The organism is Leeuwenhoekiella sp. LLG6367-2.1 (assembly GCF_045055775.1).
Classification (GTDB): Bacteria; Bacteroidota; Bacteroidia; order Flavobacteriales; family Flavobacteriaceae; genus Leeuwenhoekiella; species Leeuwenhoekiella aequorea.
In genome coordinates this window covers 1,613,942-1,629,315 of record NZ_CP159331.1, presented here as the reverse complement: position 1 = coordinate 1,629,315, position 15,374 = coordinate 1,613,942, and the positions used below count along the sequence as shown (strand labels likewise).

Genomic DNA, 15,374 nt, shown 5'->3' with positions numbered 1-15,374 from the left:
TGGCAGATTCTATTTGCTAGCCGATATGTATTAAAAAGAGATCCAAATCTTATAATTGAATCAGATCAAACCGAAATATTTAACTTCGCCCTAAACTCACAATACACGCATGAAAATTATCACATATAACGTCAACGGAATTCGCGCAGCATTAAAAAAAGGACTTTTAGATTGGATAAAGCAGGCCGACCCAGACGTGCTTTTACTACAAGAAACAAAGGCACATAAAGAGCAGGTAGATGTCGATTTTCTTCAGGAAATAGGATATCACGACTACTGGTTTAGTGCTCAAAAAAAAGGATATAGCGGGGTGGCTATTCTTACAAAAAAAGAACCCGATAATGTAGTACACGGTACTGGTATTGATTATATGGATTTTGAAGGCCGTAACATTCGTGTCGATTTTGGTGATCTCAGCATAATGAGCATCTATTTACCCAGCGGAACAAATGTAGATCGCCTGGAGCATAAATTTAAGTATATGGCAGACTTTCAGGTTTATGCAGATGAACTGCGTAAAACAAGGCCCAATCTTGTGGTAGGTGGCGATTATAATATTTGTCACGAAGCTATAGATATTCATGATCCTGTACGCCTTAAAAATGTGAGCGGCTTTTTACCTGTTGAGCGCGAATGGATGACCGAACTTATAACCAGTGGTTTTACAGACAGTTTTAGACACTTAAATCCAGAAGTAGAACAGTATAGCTGGTGGAGCTATCGCGCTAATGCCAGAGCTAATAATAAGGGCTGGCGACTTGATTATAATATGGTTAGTGAACCCTTGAAAAATGCAATTTCCCGAGCGGTTATTTTACCAGAAGCAAAACACAGCGACCACTGCCCTGCATTGCTAGAACTGGATTATAATGGCTTGTAAATTTTAATTAATTAACACCAATATTTTCAAGGCATCGGCGTTAATCAAAAAACAACTAATTCAATAAATAACTATGCTTAAAAAGTTTTGCTTCATTCTATTTAGCGCTGCTACACTTACCTCTTGTGTTTCTGCTAAAGTTTACAAAGATCTAGAGGCACGTTATGCCGGTCTTAAATCTGAAAATCAAGATCTTGATAGAGAACTTGCCACTTCAAACCGCCTTAAAAAGCAGTTCGAAACAGAATCTGCGCGATTGAGTGAAGAACTTGAAACTACTAAAGCAGAACGCGATCAACTTTCAAGTGCTTATGCTGCTGCAAAAAGCAATCTCGAAAATCTTCAGAAATCTTATGATGCCCTGGAAGCAAATAGCTCTAAAAGTCTTGCTGAAAATTCTAAGAAAAACAGAGAGCTTCTGAGCGAACTTGATGAAAAGCAACTTGCACTTGCTACAGAGCAAGCTAGATTAGAAAAGCTTCAGCGTGATCTGGCAGAGCGTTCACAGCGTGTAGATGAATTAGAATCTATGATTGCCGCTAAGGATGCAAAAATGCGCGCTCTTAAAGACGCAATTTCAAAAGCACTAGTAGATTTTGAAGGCAAGGGATTAACTGTAGAACAGCGCAACGGAAAAGTATATATTTCTCTTGAAAATAAATTACTTTTTGACAGCGGTAGCTGGACGGTAGGGTCTAACGGTCGTAAAGCAGTACAGCAACTGGGATCTGTGCTGGCAGAAAATTCTGAAATCGCAGTTCTAATCGAAGGCCATACAGATAATGTGCCTTATGGTGGCAATGGTGTAATATCAAACAATTGGGATTTATCTACAAAAAGAGCAACAGCGATTGTTGAGATACTCAGTCAGAATTCTGCAATAAACCCACAAAACCTCACTGCTGCAGGTCGCGGAGAATTTGCTCCGGTGGCACCTAACTCTACTGCCGAAGGGAAAGCAAAAAACCGCAGAATAGAAGTTATACTAACGCCGCAACTAGATGAAGTAACTAAATTGCTAAATGACATTTAACTGCTTTATTTGATAAAATTTAAAAATCGCCCGTTTCTGACGGGCGATTTTTTTTAAGTATAGTGGCTACACAGAATTACATAATTTACTAATTAATTTTTGTGCCGAAAGGCGGCTCTTAAACTTTCGGTTTTTACTTTTACAAAAAACACGAAACTCCATTTATGCTTTATACAAACCTTCCCAATACAGAAATCAAAGTCAGTAAAATTTGTCTGGGTACAATGACTTATGGTCAACAAAATACCGAGGCAGAGGGTCATGCTCAACTTGACTATGCTGTGGATCAAGGAGTGAATTTTATTGATACTGCAGAATTGTACAGTGTTCCTGCAAAAGCTGAAACCTATGGAAGTACAGAACGAATTATAGGTTCGTGGCTTGCAAAAAGAGGAAGACGCGATGATCTGGTTATAGCTTCAAAAATTGTGGGGCCGGCAGATATGTCTCAGCATATTCGCACTGGTGGTTTTACTAAATCAGAATTTAGAGATGCTATTCAAAAAAGTTTAAAAAGGCTGCAAACAGATTATATAGATTTGTATCAGCTTCACTGGCCGGAGCGCAACACAAATTATTTCGGAAAACTGGGATACACACACGATGACACTGAAAAATGGCAGGATAATTTTGCTGAAATTCTTGAGGGCTTAAACAGTTTTATAAAAGAAGGTTTAATAAGACATATAGGGTTAAGTAATGAAACACCTTATGGTTTGTCAAGATACCTTGAAGAATCTCGTAAAGGATTACCTAAAATGATTACTGTTCAAAACCCTTACAATTTACTAAACCGAAAAGATGAAGTAGGACTTACAGAACTCTTACACCGTGAAGAAGTAGGTTTATTAGCTTATTCTCCTTTAGGTTTTGGGACGCTTTCAGGCAAATATATAGACGGTAGTGATACAGAGAATTCTCGCGTTAATCAATTCCCGAAATACAATAGATATTCAAATGAAATTGCTGTAGCAGCTACAAAAAAGTATATGCAAATTGCAAAAAATCACGGCTTATCTATTACTGAGCTAGCTTTAGCATTTGTTACAGACAGACCATTTATGACTGCTAATATTATAGGTGCTACATCTTTAGATCAACTTAAAGAAAATATAGGAAGTGCAAGCATAACATTATCAAAAGAAATACTTGATGAAATTGATGTTGTGCACCGGGAAATGCCTAACCCGGCTCCATAAAAATAAAAAAAACCAGATCAAGATCTGGTTTTTTTATTCATACAATCTTAATCTATTCTGAGTGGCAATCAATTCTTGTTTAAGATTCTCAACAGTATTTAATAAATTGAGTATAACATCAATTCCTTCTACATTAATATGTAAATCTTCAGAGATACGTACTATTTTCTCAAAAATAGGTATGCTTTCATAATGCAAACAATAGGTTTGTTCTACAACTACGATTTGCAAGACTCCCTTCTCGTGTAACTCTTCAAAAAAGGTTTCTTGTATTTTATAATGTTCACAGAGTTTGGGTACCGGTATGTATTCTGCATAGCTCATGAGGAATGTGTTTTTGAGAGTTCTTCAAATAATTCTTTTTCCCTTTCAGACAGTTCTGTAGGCACTTTGACAGCGTATGTAATAAACAAATCTCCATACTGATTTTCCTTTTTATAAACCGGAAATCCCTTTCCTTTAAGCTTTACTTGCGCCCCGCTTTGAGTCCCTGCAGCAACTTTTAATTTTACCTTACCATCAAAGGTTTCAACAATAAGTTCGCCTCCTAAAATCGCTGTATATAAATCAAGATCTACTGTTTTATATAAGTTCGCTTTATCTCGTTTAAAATCAGAGTTATTTGCAATTGAAAATTGAAGTAGCAAATCACCTTTAGGGCCTCCATTAATACCTTCACCGCCATAACCCTTAATTTTTATAATCTGGCCATTTTCGACTCCCGCAGGAATAGTAAGCCGTATATTTTTCCCGTTTATGGTAATTGTACGCTTTTCAGTTTTATAGACCTCCTCCAGATTTAATTGTAAAGTCGCATTAAAATCTTGTCCTCTAAATTGACTGCGATTGCCTGCTCCTCCAGAACCGCCAAACATCGATCCGAAAAAGTCTGAAAAGTCATTTTGGCCATATCCTCCGCTATATTGAGATCTACCGCCCTGATTGCTATAGGCTCTCTGTTGACGTTCTGCATTCTCATACGCATCTGCATGCTGCCAGTCTTTGCCGTATTTATCGTATTTCTTTCTATTTTCAGGATTCCCTAAAACTTCATTTGCTTCATTTAATTGCTTAAACTTTTCTTCAGCTTCAGTATCCCCGGGATTAACATCAGGATGGTATTTACGGGCAAGCTTACGGTAGGCTTTCTTGATTTCTGCTTCCGTAGCCTTTTTATCTATACCTAAAATTTTATAATAATCTATATATGCCATCGAGATTGTTGATTTTACGATATTCTAAGCATGTATTTCTATTGAAAAAACTACTCACCAGAATATTATCTCCTATAAATTTAGAAGATTTAGAAGAATGAACCGAAAAGATTAATTAAAATTTAATTAAGACCAGCCACTGAATTCGCTGAATTTGAAATCTATTTTACTCTGGACTACTAAAGCAGAAAGGAAAAAATTAATTTAAAAATCGCGACAATAGCAGTCTATAGAATAGCTTAAAGTCTTCAATTTAATGTAACCTATAGGTTGTTGTAAACTGAAAGAATTATTTAATCGCTAAAAGTTCAACGTCAAATATTAACATTGCATAAGATGGAATATCTGCTCCGGCTCCGTTTTCACCATAAGCTAATTCTGCAGGTATGTACAATTGATACTTAGATCCCACATTCATTAATTTTAAAGCTTCGGTCCAGCCAGCAATAACCTGACTTACCCCTAAAACGATAGGTTCTCCGCGCTTATACGAACTATCAAATATTTTACCGTCAAGTAGACGGCCTTCGTAATGTACTTCTACCTTATCTGAAGACTCAGGCACAGCTCCACTACCTTTCTTTAAAATTTTATACTGCAATCCACTTTCGGTTTCAGTAATACCCTCTTTAGTCTTATTTGCTGCAAGAAAACTAGTCTCTTCTGCTTTATTTTTAACTTCTGCAGCTTCGCGTTCTCTATCTTTAAGTTCTCGTAGTTCTACTTGAAAGCGTCCCATAATCCCTCTAATCTCCTCTTCAGACAGAGCTAAAGTATCTTTTAAACCTTCTCTAAGTCCGTTTTCATATTGATTAATATTAAAAATTGAATCTTGAGCATTTCCAAACATTCCTTTAAATTGTTTTGCAGTCGATGCTCCCATCGCATAAGACACAGAGTCTTTAAATGTGGTGAATTTTGCTTCAGGTTCTGATTGCTTTAGCGCATCACGTGAACTTGAGCAATTAATAAAAAGAGCAGTGAAAGGAATTATAAGTAGAAGGTTTTTAATATGCATTTTAAAAGGATTGGTTTATTATAAAATAAAAAAGGCACTGTGTTTACAGTGCCTTTCAAAATTATGCTTTTCTTTTTTATTCTTTTACTATTTCAAGTAACTCAACATCAAAGATAAGTGGTTCACCAGGACCAATGTTTGGTTGTGATCCACGCTCTCCGTATGCTAATGAAGCAGGAATGTAAAGTTGATACTTTGCACCTACTTTCATCAATTGTAAAGCTTCAGTCCATCCTGCGATAACTTGAGTTACGCCAAATGTTGCAGGCTGCCCACGCTCATATGAACTGTCAAATACAGTACCGTCGATTAATTTACCTTCATAGTTAACACTTACTTGATCTTCTGCAGTAGGAACAGCTCCTGTACCTTCAGTCAAAACTTTGTACTGCAAACCACTCTCTGTAGTAACTACTCCTTCTTTTTTAGCATTTGCAGCTAAAAACTCATCTTCTTTCTTTTTATTTTCCGCAGCTTTAGTAGCCATCTCAGCATCTTGCTTCTTCTGTAATTCAGCTTGAAAACGCGTCATAAGACTTTGCATTTCAGCTTGAGAAAACTCAATACTGTCTGTAAAACCTTTACGTACTCCCTGCTCATAAACATCTAAATCAAAAAGCTCGCTTGCATCATCTCCAAGGGCTTGTTTAAATTGAGCTCCTGTGTTACCACCTATCATATACGATATCGAGTCCTTAAATGTTTTAAGCTCTAAGTCTCCCGAACTCTTTTTTGAGTCATCACAGTTAACCAGTGTTAATGCTACCGGCAAAGCAAGAAATAATCTATTTAATTTCATTTTTAGTTTTTTAAAAATACAGATGCAAATAACGTGATATTCTCACACCTATAAAAATCTTTACCCGTCATTCTTTATATCAAAGGTTTACTAGCTTACAAAAGCACTAAAACCTGTAATAGCCCTTCCTACAATTAATGAATTAATCTCTTTTGTACCTTCATAACTATAAATGGCCTCTGCATCTGCAACAAATCGGGCGACATCGTGCTCTAATAGAATTCCATTACCTCCCATAACCTCACGGGCTCTACTCACAACATCCCGCGTACGCATCGAGCAAAATACTTTTGCCAGAGATGCGTGTTCATCCTTAAGTTGACCTGCATCTTGCATCTCACTTAACCGAAAACACATTGTTTGCATAGCCGTAAGATTAGACACCATTTCTACAAGGTGATTTTGAATAAGCTGAAAGCTGGCAATAGGTCTGCCAAATTGTTCCCGCTTCTTTGTGTATTTTAAAGCCGCTTCATATGCTCCTCTTGCACAACCCACCGCTTGCCACGCAACACCAGCGCGCGTCATTTGAAGAACCTTTGCCGTGTCTTTAAAAGAATTTGCATTTTGTAAACGGTCGCTCTCGGGAACACGACAATTTGTAAGAGTTATTAAGGCATTTTGTACTGTGCGCAATGCCATTTTATCTTCCATCTTCTCAGCTAGGAATCCAGGATTTTCTTTACGTACTATAAATCCCTTAACCCGATCTGTTTCTTCATCCCGTGCCCAAATAACGGTAATGTCTGAAAAGGTTGCATTTCCTATCCACTTTTTTTGGCCATTTATAACCCACTCATCACCTTCCCGGCGACAAGTTGTTCCCATACCTCCTGCAACTCCAGAGCCTACATCGGGCTCAGTTAATCCAAATGCACCTATTTTTTCAAATTTCTGCATTTTAGGAAGCCATTCTTGCTTTTGCTCTTCGCTACCACATAAATAGATAGAACCCATAGCAAGACCACTATGCACTCCAAAAAAAGTAGAGATTGACACATCTACTCGAGCCAATTCCATTGCGAGAATTCCTTCCATAAGAAAAGATTGTCCCGGGCAGCCATAACCTTTATAAGCGATCCCAGCGAGACCTAATTTTGCAAACTTGGGGATAATGTGATGCGGAAATTCTGCTCTGTTCCAAAAATCATTTGCTATAGGCTTAACCTCCTCTTCCATAAAATTGCGCATTTTCATTTGCAACTCTCGTTCTTCGGGAGTTAATTTAAGTGCCATATTATAAAAATCTCCATCTACAGGCGGTAGCTTACGTTCTCCCTTTTTTGCTTGCGAACTAAGCATCTTCATCAAGCCTTTAAGCTGGCGATCATCTAAATTCCCTACCGCACTCATTACCTGCGACAAATCTACCTTTTCAGATAATTTTGCAAGTGCGTCAAGATCCACAGACTTTAGAAGACCTATTGTATTTTTTACTTTTCCGAATAACGACATCGTTTAAGCTTTTTAGTTTTCAGTCTAAAAGTAACTATGAAATCTGCTTTTATAGCCAAAAAACTGTTAATAAGAAGCTGTTTTGTCGAGTATGAAAATTACTTCACCAGACTTTCATGCAAGTAAGCACGTTGAGAATTAAAAGTTTCAATATGCAACCAGCCATCTGATTTCCCTAATACCCGAATAGTATCGTTTCTGGTGAGTTCGCCTATTTTATTTGCCTTTGCAGATGCTGCGTTACGAAGGTTAGCAACGCTATTTTTTATACGATAGGTAAGCGTAGTATCTCCTACTTTGCTATTTTGATCAATAGGTGATTCTTCCTTTATAAATGGATAGGGATTTATGGCTCCTGAACCACTACTATAAATACCGAAATGTAAATGAGGCGCCGTTGTACGGGCATTACCGGTATTACCTACTAATCCTAAAGTATCACCTACCTCAACACGCTGCCCGTCACGTGCAATTATACTGTCTAAATGCGCATAATAAAGCGAGTTGCCAAACATACGCTCCCGCAACCAAACCTGTTTACCACCCAACCCTCTGTTTCCTGTTCTGCCTACAAAACCGGGTACACTTGCAACAACCGGAGTTCCTCGAGTTGCAAAAATATCTACACCTTCATGACTTCGCTTTCCACCATCTCTAGAAGCTCCCCAAAAACTTTGTATCGCATTCGCGGAAGCACCGGCAACCGGAAAATGGTATGCAGGTGTACTGGTTAGACGAAATGCAAATGTTGATTTTGCTCCCAATTCGGGTTGTACAATAATCTTGAAAATACCGGCATCTTTAGTGGAAAAACGGATTTCTTTTTCTTGATGTGCAGCCTCTTCAATAAGCCGATAAGGGCGTAAACTATCTCGGGTTTTTTCATAAAGATTTAGGAAGACAAGCGGATTCAAAGAATCTGTTTCAACCATAAAGCTATAGACTCGGCCTTGTTCTAAACTTACTTCATAACTATACACCGGATAAATCTCAGGATTAAATTTACCCGTTTCTAAATAGGGCGAATTGATATTTAGACTATCTGCCAAAGCAGATTTAAAGGCAGCATTCCACTCGATATACGGCACGGAATCATTCTTAAAATTACGAGCGTAAATTTCACGTGCAGTAGGTTGCGTGATAAAATCTGTAGCTTTTGTTATTTTGTCACAAGACACCACAAAAATTACAGCGATAATGCTGAAATATAGTACTAGTTTATTTTTCATTTTCTTTTATATAGCAAAATATAAAATACAGAAATTGTGCCAGTTCTATATTAAAAGAGAGATAATTGACCCGGTCTGTATTGTTCAAATAATTCGCAATTGAGAGCAGGTTTTTCTCTTCCGTTTAGGTATTTTTTTCGGCCAAGTTCCATTTGCGATTGTATTTGATTAGCAAATTCCCCGCTACCTTTCATTCTCCTGCCATATTGCGAATCGTTGAGATTTCCGCCGTGGCAAGCAGCTATTTGATTAAGCACCTTGTCTGCCCGATCTGGCATCGCAGAACGTATCCAATTTTCAAAAATAGCACCAATTGCCCCGTTGAGACGCACTACTGTATACCCTACAGAATTTGCACCGTGATCTGCTGCTGCTTTAATAAGTGGTAGAATCTCATGACTGTTTATTCCGGGGATAATTGGGGCTGTCATCACACGAACCGGCACGCCCAGATCTGTTAATTTTTGTACGGTTTCTAAACGTTTTCTAACACTTGCAGTACGTGGTTCTAAAAGTCGCCTTGTTTTTTCCTCGAGTGAGGTAATAGACATATTTACGTGAATTAAATTGTAAGAAGCCAGTTCTTTAATAATATCTAAATCCCGCTGAATCAAAGCATTTTTTGTAATTATCCCTACGGGATGCCTAAATTTTAAGAACGTCTTTAATAAATCACGTGTAATCTCATGTTCCCGTTCTGCGGGTTGATAACAATCTGTGTTACCAGATAAAACGATAGGAGTCGCCTTCCACGATTTTTTGGCAAAATGTTGTTCTAACAAGCGTACCGCATTACGTTTAACGAGAATGCGACTTTCAAAATCCAGACCTGCGCTATACCCCCAATATTCGTGAGAATTCCGTGCATAACAATATACACAACCGTGCTCACAGCCTTGATACGGATTTAAGGAATAACCCATTCCCACATCGGGACTTTCAACTTTATTGACAATCGTTTTTGGAAAAGTATCTATAAAAAGTGTTTTGAGGTTTTGGGGTTCGTCGCCTTCCTGATTACAATGATTTAAAAAATCATCCCGCATCTCGTGGCTGTGTACCGAAAATCGATTAGCAACATTCTGCTGCGCACCCCTACCTTTCAAATGTTCACCCGGGATTTTCATAAATAGGATTTATTACAAATATATGGAATATTTCCTATTTTGGAATTTAAACTACTTCTTGATAATTATTAAAACAATTGCCGGTGTTGTTCATAGTTATTTTTTGATAATATTTTTTAATAATTCACAAACTTCTTTTGTGTCATTATAATACTGAGACATATCTCGGAAAGTTATACTATCATTATTTCCGTGAGCAATACTATTCCGATTTGATACAACTGAATTTATAGAACTTTTTTGTTGGTCTGTAATTGTGGTTTCAAATTCGGTACTCCAATCAGTGTTGAATTCTGATAATAAGCTTTTAATTCGTTTGAAGTCTAAATTTGTAATATATTTTGTTCGTTTAATAATGTAATTTGAAATTGGTTGAGGAGAAGTTCCATCGCAAAAATTAGCGATTAAAACCCTTGTTACATTTTCAAGATATCCAGAAGTCTTAACACATAAATATCTAGATAAATGAGCTTTAGTTTCCTCTCCTTCATCAATTGTAGAAACTTGAGTAAATAGATTATCTAATTGCTTTTCAAAAACATTAAGCTTATATAAACCCATTAATCTAAGTTTTTAAAAGACTCTATTGCCATATTTATTCTAGCAATCACATTTTTTTCATCTGAAGTACCTCCTTGAACAACTGAAATAAATTCTTCGTTCTCTGTTAACAATCTATATTTTTCAACAAACTCAGCTTTGTTTTTTATTTTTCCAGATTTTAACCTTTCTGCTACTCCAATAGAGATTGAATCAAAAGCTCCTAGGTTTAAATTTCGTTTAATTCTAAATGGTTTATTTCCTACTGTTATAGCAATAAAGTCAAAAGTGTTTTTAAATGTATTTTCGAACTCTTCTTTAGGTATTTTTTCTAAATGCTGGTGTTCGGACATAAATGCATTTAGAAATCCCTTTAAAGGTTTCTCATAATTTTCTCTATTATATAACAATGAAAAAAATCTTAATATTAATTCTTGTTCTTTTAATCTAATATCTGGTTTTTTACCAAAAATAGCTCTCCAACTTTGGCTTTTTACAAGTTCACCTAATAGTTCATTGAATTCTCCATAATATATACAAGCTCTAATTTCTTGAGGTTTTAATGCTCTTCCTCCAGAATTTAAGCGTTCAAATATTTGATAAACACTACTTTCGCTGTCATCTGGCTCGTCTTGTCTTACAACAGTTGCGTGAATAATAGAATCGTCAAGTCTTAATCTATCAGAAGTTTTCAGTGTTGCATAAGAACGTCCCAATAAATCTTTTTGCACATTTTGTAACTTAAAAGGAGTACTTTGGAAGTAACCTTTATAAAAATAATAAAGACTCATTAATCTTTGTTGACCGTCAACGACAAGCAATCTATTAGTGTCTTTTTCTTTCGAAAGGAAAATACCAGGAACGGGTAAACCTAATATTAAAGATTCAATAAATTTTGAAGCTTCATTAATACTCCATACAAATTGTCTTTGAAAAGGTGGGATGAAAATAACTTTATCTTGTATTCTCTTCATTAAACTATCTACTGGATAATCTGCTCCATAACTAGTTATTACATATCTAAAATCGATTGATTCATTTTCCGTCTCATCGTCAAAATCAAATAATAATGGTTGTTCTATCTTTATATCATTCATTTTAGTACTGTTTTTTTTTTAAAAATTATGCCCAACGCGATTGTATAAGATTAGTTGCGTGTTCTAAGCAACTAATTTAGCAAGTACAAACTAGATAGAAAATCCGCGAGGATTTTCATGAGTAAGCCTGAACTAGTAATTAATTTTATACGGTGTTATATGTTCGGCATTTTCCATTTTCACTATTAGTTACCAATTCAATGTTTTAGTATAAAGAGAATTATTATTTTTAAAATCAGTTGGAAATAATTCAGAATTGATTCCATAATCTATTAAATATTGAAAGGAACAAGCTGATTTAATTTTTCTGGAAAAATGATATAAATTCCATAGATATTTTTTAGTCGAATTTGAAACACAAATCCTGCTTATTTCATATTGAAATATTTTAAATTCAGTTGCTGAAATATTTTTTGTAGCTTTTAAATAGCATATATAATCAACATAAGAAAATAACTTATCTATTGAAGCTTCAATATCACTATCATGAAAAGATTGACTATACCAATGTTGATTATAGTCTATTATATACATATATTTAGGGAGCTCTTTGTCAAAACGAAGCTTTTCAAGAATTTGATTAATAAACTCTGCACGCCTCGTTTTAATACTTTTTCGCCATTGATAATAAATGAAAAAACCACCAATTGTGGCAAATAATAAAGATATAATTTTAAGCCAATTATCAGCTGTTAAATTTATGCACAAATTCATTTTTTTATTTTAATTTATTAATCTTAACCCGATTTCTTTGCTGACATACAACTCCGTATATCCAAACAAATATAATTGTTTACAGAAGTGAATTACGAGATATTAAATAATTTTATGCTGATTTTCAGGGATTTTATATAAAAAGAAAAAACCGCTTAAAAGCGGTTTTTTTTAATTCTTTATTTAAGATTGCCCCTTTTATTTCCCGGGAAATTCTGCCTTTCTTTTTTCTAAGAATGCTGAAGTTCCTTCTTTAAAATCTTCGGTATCAAATGAAGCACCAAAACCTTCAATCTCTACATCATAACCGTTAACTCCAGCTTTAAAACCTGCGTTAACCGCTTTAATTGCCGTTGCTATCGCAACTCCAGAATTGTCAAGAATCTTTGCAGCTAATTTTTCTGCGTGTGACATTAACTCTTCTTGCATCGTTACGTGATTCACAAGTCCGTATTGTAATGCTTGATCCGCATTAATCATACTTGCAGTCATAATCATTTCAAAAGCGCGCCCTTTGCCTACTAATTGTGGTAAACGTTGTGTACCTCCATAACCGGGAATAAGACCCAACGAAGTTTCTGGTAATCCCATTCTTGCATTATCGCTGGCAATACGTATATGAGCAGCCATTGCTAATTCTAGACCACCTCCCAGTGCAAAACCATTAATTGCAGCTATCACGGGTGTACTTAGGTTTTCTATAAAATCAAATAATAGCTTTTGTCCTTTACGGGCTAATAATGCGCCTTCTTCTTCTTCAAAATCTGAAAACTCGCTAATATCTGCTCCGGCTACAAAAGCCTTTTCTCCGCTTCCAGTTAAGATAATTACTCCAATATTTGGATCAGCATCTGCTTCTGCAAAAGCATCGTGTAGTTCCTGAATGGTCTCTTTATTAAGTGCGTTGAGTTTTTTTGGTCTATTGATAGTTATGATGGCCAATTGATCATCAACTTCGTAAATGAGATTTTCAAAATTCATAATTCTGATTTTTTATTTTTTAGACAATTGCCTGCGGAAAGGACACTCTAAAAACGGTGCCTCGCTCTGCTTTAGAAGTAAAGGTAATGGTTCCGTTATAGGTTTCCACGATATTTTTAACCATCGCCAGTCCCAGTCCCATTCCACTAGATTTAGTTGTGAATTTAGGTTCAAATACTTTTTCCGCCAGATCTTCTGAAATACCGTGCCCGTTATCACACACTAAAATACATACCAATCCATTCTCTCGTTTGACTTCGACTCGAATTTTAGGGTCTGGAGTATCTTCAGTAGCTTGAATCGCATTTTTAACCAAGTTTGTAATCACTCGTATTAGTTGAGTGCGATCTAACTTTGCAGTAATTACTTCTTCTTCGGCTCCAAATGTCAAATAAGGTTCCGTAAAAATATCGAGGGCAAGTTTAGTGACAAAAACCACATTCAACGTTTCATTTTGTTGAGCAGGCATTTTAGCGAAGTTAGAAAACGCTTCAGCAATTGAACTCATCGTATCTATCTGCTGAATTAACGTTTTGCTGTACTCATCAAGCTTTTTATGAATTTCTGGGTCTTCTGGATCAAATCTACGCTGAAAGCTTTGCACGGTTAAGCGCATAGGTGTTAACGGGTTTTTGATCTCGTGAGCCACTTGTTTAGCCATCTCCCTCCAGGCGGCTTCCCTTTCGCTCTGTGCAAGTTGAGCCGCAGAATTTTCCAACTCATCAATCATCCCATTGTAGGATTGCACCAGATTATTTATTTCTTCACTAGCATCATCAATCTCGATTCGCTGGTTGCGTTTATCTAGACGAGTCTCGATCATTTTATCACCTATTGTTTTAAGACTTCTAGTGATATAGCGGGATAGAAAATAGGACAATGCCGTTGCAATAAGTAACATAAACAGGTAACCTTCTGCAAGTCGTCGTAAAAACTCATCTAATTCACGAGTTATAAAATCATCATCCTGAATATAAGGAAGATTCATAATAGCTAATGGCTTAAACTTATTGTCATTGATGTAAGTATAAGACGATGTATACTTTACACCATCGATCTCTAACTGTTCTACCCAGCGTTTTGTAGGGGAGTTTGCCAGACCGTCTAGGATTTTAGGAACCAGAGTAGTTTCTAAAGTATCTGTTACAAAGCCATCTTTAGATTTTAAAAGTAAATGACCTTGCACGTCGTAAATATTTATGGGTAACTCATGAACATCTGCTATACGGTAGATATTTTGTTGCCACCTTAAAATATTAGGTAAGTTGTTTGCCGTTATCTCATAAGAAGTTTGATCCAGAACGTAGTCGATTTCTGCCCTAATTTGATCTTCTTTGCGCAATAAACGATCTCTATGATACTCTTTTGCTTCTTCTTTATACTGGATTACACTTATAATCCCAATTAAAATTGAAGCTCCTAAGATGAGTAATACCATCCCAAAAAAGATACGTAGGCGTAAAGAAAGCTTGTTAAATTTCATGGGCTTTAAATTATCAAAAATCGAGCCGTCAGGCATTCGGGTTTTTTGCGCGAATACTTTTATACAGTTTAATACCCAGCATAAGTAAAATTGCAAGAGTAAGTAAACCAGCTAATCCCCAAATCCAATTTGTGGCACTTTTTGTAATCACTAAAAAAATTACGGCAAATAAAATAAGTGTTGGTCCCTCGTTCCAGATACGCATAAACTTCGTAGAATATTTAAAATCCCCTTTTTGAAATTGCTTAAAAATCTGATGGTTTTTAAAATGATATAAATACAGTAATAAGACAAAACCTAGTTTTATTTGCATCCAGGGAGCATTGAGTATTCCCGGGTTTAAATGTAGCATTGCAAAAGCAAATAAGCTCGCTAATATCATAGATGGCCAGGTAATAATCTTCCAAAGACGCTTTGTCATTAAGGCAAGTTGATCACCTAAAATCCTACGATCTGGTTCTTGTTTTTCTGATGCTTCAATCTGATACATGAATAATCTAGGCACATAGAAAAGTCCGGCAAACCAAGTTACTATAAAAATTAGATGCAATGATTTTAAGTAATTGTAGTATTCCATAAGGTAAAAATAAATCTAATTACTCGTT

General features: G+C 36.0%; 16 protein-coding genes. 3 read left to right on the top strand and 13 right to left on the bottom strand.

The features are described from left to right. The first annotated feature begins 109 nt into the window (after positions 1-109). From ABVM53_RS07440 to ABVM53_RS07430, 3 genes are all read left to right on the top strand, one after another. Entirely contained in the window at positions 110-880 is a 771-nt protein-coding gene (locus ABVM53_RS07440; protein WP_405330748.1) for an exodeoxyribonuclease III, read from the top strand. Between the two features lie 73 nt (positions 881-953). Further along, on the top strand, positions 954-1,913 hold the full coding sequence (locus ABVM53_RS07435) for an OmpA family protein (RefSeq protein ID WP_371455363.1): 960 nt from the start codon (positions 954-956) through the stop codon (positions 1,911-1,913). Positions 1,914-2,077: 164 nt separating this feature from the next. Then, positions 2,078-3,112, top strand: a complete 1,035-nt coding sequence (locus ABVM53_RS07430) for an aldo/keto reductase (protein WP_405330747.1) — start codon at positions 2,078-2,080, stop codon at positions 3,110-3,112. A gap of 33 nt (positions 3,113-3,145) precedes the next feature. Here ABVM53_RS07430 and ABVM53_RS07425 read toward each other — a convergent pair whose 3' ends face one another. The 13 genes from ABVM53_RS07425 to ABVM53_RS07365 form a co-directional block, all read right to left on the bottom strand. Next, the gene (locus ABVM53_RS07425) at positions 3,146-3,436 is read right to left on the bottom strand and encodes a chaperone modulator CbpM (RefSeq protein ID WP_405330746.1); all 291 of its coding nucleotides are present in this window, start codon (positions 3,434-3,436) and stop codon (positions 3,146-3,148) included. Beyond that, a complete protein-coding gene (locus ABVM53_RS07420; protein WP_405330745.1) occupies positions 3,433-4,326 on the bottom strand; it encodes a DnaJ C-terminal domain-containing protein in 894 nt (297 codons plus the stop codon). The genes ABVM53_RS07425 and ABVM53_RS07420 overlap by 4 nt, the downstream gene beginning before the upstream one ends. 289 nt (positions 4,327-4,615) lie before the next feature. Then, positions 4,616-5,344 carry an FKBP-type peptidyl-prolyl cis-trans isomerase gene (locus tag ABVM53_RS07415; RefSeq protein WP_405330744.1) on the bottom strand — a complete coding sequence of 243 codons (729 nt, stop codon included), beginning with the start codon at positions 5,342-5,344 and terminating at the stop codon, positions 4,616-4,618. A 76-nt stretch (positions 5,345-5,420) separates the two neighbouring features. Continuing rightward, entirely contained in the window at positions 5,421-6,143 is a 723-nt protein-coding gene (locus ABVM53_RS07410) for an FKBP-type peptidyl-prolyl cis-trans isomerase (RefSeq protein ID WP_128756173.1), read from the bottom strand. A gap of 90 nt (positions 6,144-6,233) precedes the next feature. Beyond that, positions 6,234-7,598, bottom strand: coding sequence for an acyl-CoA dehydrogenase family protein (locus tag ABVM53_RS07405; RefSeq protein ID WP_371455368.1), 1,365 nt, complete (start codon positions 7,596-7,598; stop codon positions 6,234-6,236). Between the two features lie 98 nt (positions 7,599-7,696). Then, a complete protein-coding gene (locus tag ABVM53_RS07400) occupies positions 7,697-8,827 on the bottom strand; it encodes a peptidoglycan DD-metalloendopeptidase family protein (protein WP_405330743.1) in 1,131 nt (376 codons plus the stop codon). A gap of 50 nt (positions 8,828-8,877) precedes the next feature. Next, positions 8,878-9,954 carry a PA0069 family radical SAM protein gene (locus ABVM53_RS07395; RefSeq protein ID WP_405330742.1) on the bottom strand — a complete coding sequence of 359 codons (1,077 nt, stop codon included), beginning with the start codon at positions 9,952-9,954 and terminating at the stop codon, positions 8,878-8,880. 96 nt (positions 9,955-10,050) lie between these two features. Beyond that, positions 10,051-10,515: an MAE_28990/MAE_18760 family HEPN-like nuclease gene (locus ABVM53_RS07390; protein WP_405330741.1), complete on the bottom strand. Its 465-nt coding sequence runs from the start codon at positions 10,513-10,515 to the stop codon at positions 10,051-10,053. Next, positions 10,515-11,591 carry a DUF262 domain-containing protein gene (locus ABVM53_RS07385; RefSeq protein ID WP_405330740.1) on the bottom strand — a complete coding sequence of 359 codons (1,077 nt, stop codon included), beginning with the start codon at positions 11,589-11,591 and terminating at the stop codon, positions 10,515-10,517. The genes ABVM53_RS07390 and ABVM53_RS07385 overlap by 1 nt, the downstream gene beginning before the upstream one ends. A gap of 189 nt (positions 11,592-11,780) precedes the next feature. Continuing rightward, positions 11,781-12,305, bottom strand: a complete 525-nt coding sequence (locus ABVM53_RS07380) for a hypothetical protein (protein ID WP_405330739.1) — start codon at positions 12,303-12,305, stop codon at positions 11,781-11,783. Between the two features lie 198 nt (positions 12,306-12,503). After that, on the bottom strand, positions 12,504-13,286 hold the full coding sequence (locus ABVM53_RS07375; RefSeq protein ID WP_371455418.1) for an enoyl-CoA hydratase/isomerase family protein: 783 nt from the start codon (positions 13,284-13,286) through the stop codon (positions 12,504-12,506). A 19-nt stretch (positions 13,287-13,305) separates the two neighbouring features. Further along, the gene (locus ABVM53_RS07370; RefSeq protein ID WP_405330738.1) at positions 13,306-14,769 is read right to left on the bottom strand and encodes an ATP-binding protein; all 1,464 of its coding nucleotides are present in this window, start codon (positions 14,767-14,769) and stop codon (positions 13,306-13,308) included. A 28-nt stretch (positions 14,770-14,797) separates the two neighbouring features. Next, positions 14,798-15,346, bottom strand: a complete 549-nt coding sequence (locus ABVM53_RS07365) for a CopD family protein (protein ID WP_405330737.1) — start codon at positions 15,344-15,346, stop codon at positions 14,798-14,800. Positions 15,347-15,374 lie beyond the last annotated feature (28 nt).

What these genes read in the sequence shown, in the direction of transcription:
- ABVM53_RS07400 (WP_405330743.1), bottom strand. Translation starts at nt 8,827, where the DNA reads ATGAAAAATAAACTAGTACTATATTTCAGCATTATCGCTGTAATTTTT.
- ABVM53_RS07415 (WP_405330744.1), bottom strand. Translation starts at nt 5,344, where the DNA reads ATGCATATTAAAAACCTTCTACTTATAATTCCTTTCACTGCTCTTTTT.
- ABVM53_RS07375 (WP_371455418.1), bottom strand. Translation starts at nt 13,286, where the DNA reads ATGAATTTTGAAAATCTCATTTACGAAGTTGATGATCAATTGGCCATC.
- ABVM53_RS07365 (WP_405330737.1), bottom strand. Translation starts at nt 15,346, where the DNA reads ATGGAATACTACAATTACTTAAAATCATTGCATCTAATTTTTATAGTA.
- ABVM53_RS07370 (WP_405330738.1), bottom strand. Translation starts at nt 14,769, where the DNA reads ATGAAATTTAACAAGCTTTCTTTACGCCTACGTATCTTTTTTGGGATG.
- ABVM53_RS07430 (WP_405330747.1), top strand. Translation starts at nt 2,078, where the DNA reads ATGCTTTATACAAACCTTCCCAATACAGAAATCAAAGTCAGTAAAATT.
- ABVM53_RS07385 (WP_405330740.1), bottom strand. Translation starts at nt 11,591, where the DNA reads ATGAATGATATAAAGATAGAACAACCATTATTATTTGATTTTGACGAT.
- ABVM53_RS07425 (WP_405330746.1), bottom strand. Translation starts at nt 3,436, where the DNA reads ATGAGCTATGCAGAATACATACCGGTACCCAAACTCTGTGAACATTAT.
- ABVM53_RS07440 (WP_405330748.1), top strand. Translation starts at nt 110, where the DNA reads ATGAAAATTATCACATATAACGTCAACGGAATTCGCGCAGCATTAAAA.
- ABVM53_RS07420 (WP_405330745.1), bottom strand. Translation starts at nt 4,326, where the DNA reads ATGGCATATATAGATTATTATAAAATTTTAGGTATAGATAAAAAGGCT.
- ABVM53_RS07410 (WP_128756173.1), bottom strand. Translation starts at nt 6,143, where the DNA reads ATGAAATTAAATAGATTATTTCTTGCTTTGCCGGTAGCATTAACACTG.
- ABVM53_RS07435 (WP_371455363.1), top strand. Translation starts at nt 954, where the DNA reads ATGCTTAAAAAGTTTTGCTTCATTCTATTTAGCGCTGCTACACTTACC.
- ABVM53_RS07380 (WP_405330739.1), bottom strand. Translation starts at nt 12,305, where the DNA reads ATGAATTTGTGCATAAATTTAACAGCTGATAATTGGCTTAAAATTATA.
- ABVM53_RS07405 (WP_371455368.1), bottom strand. Translation starts at nt 7,598, where the DNA reads ATGTCGTTATTCGGAAAAGTAAAAAATACAATAGGTCTTCTAAAGTCT.
- ABVM53_RS07390 (WP_405330741.1), bottom strand. Translation starts at nt 10,515, where the DNA reads ATGGGTTTATATAAGCTTAATGTTTTTGAAAAGCAATTAGATAATCTA.
- ABVM53_RS07395 (WP_405330742.1), bottom strand. Translation starts at nt 9,954, where the DNA reads ATGAAAATCCCGGGTGAACATTTGAAAGGTAGGGGTGCGCAGCAGAAT.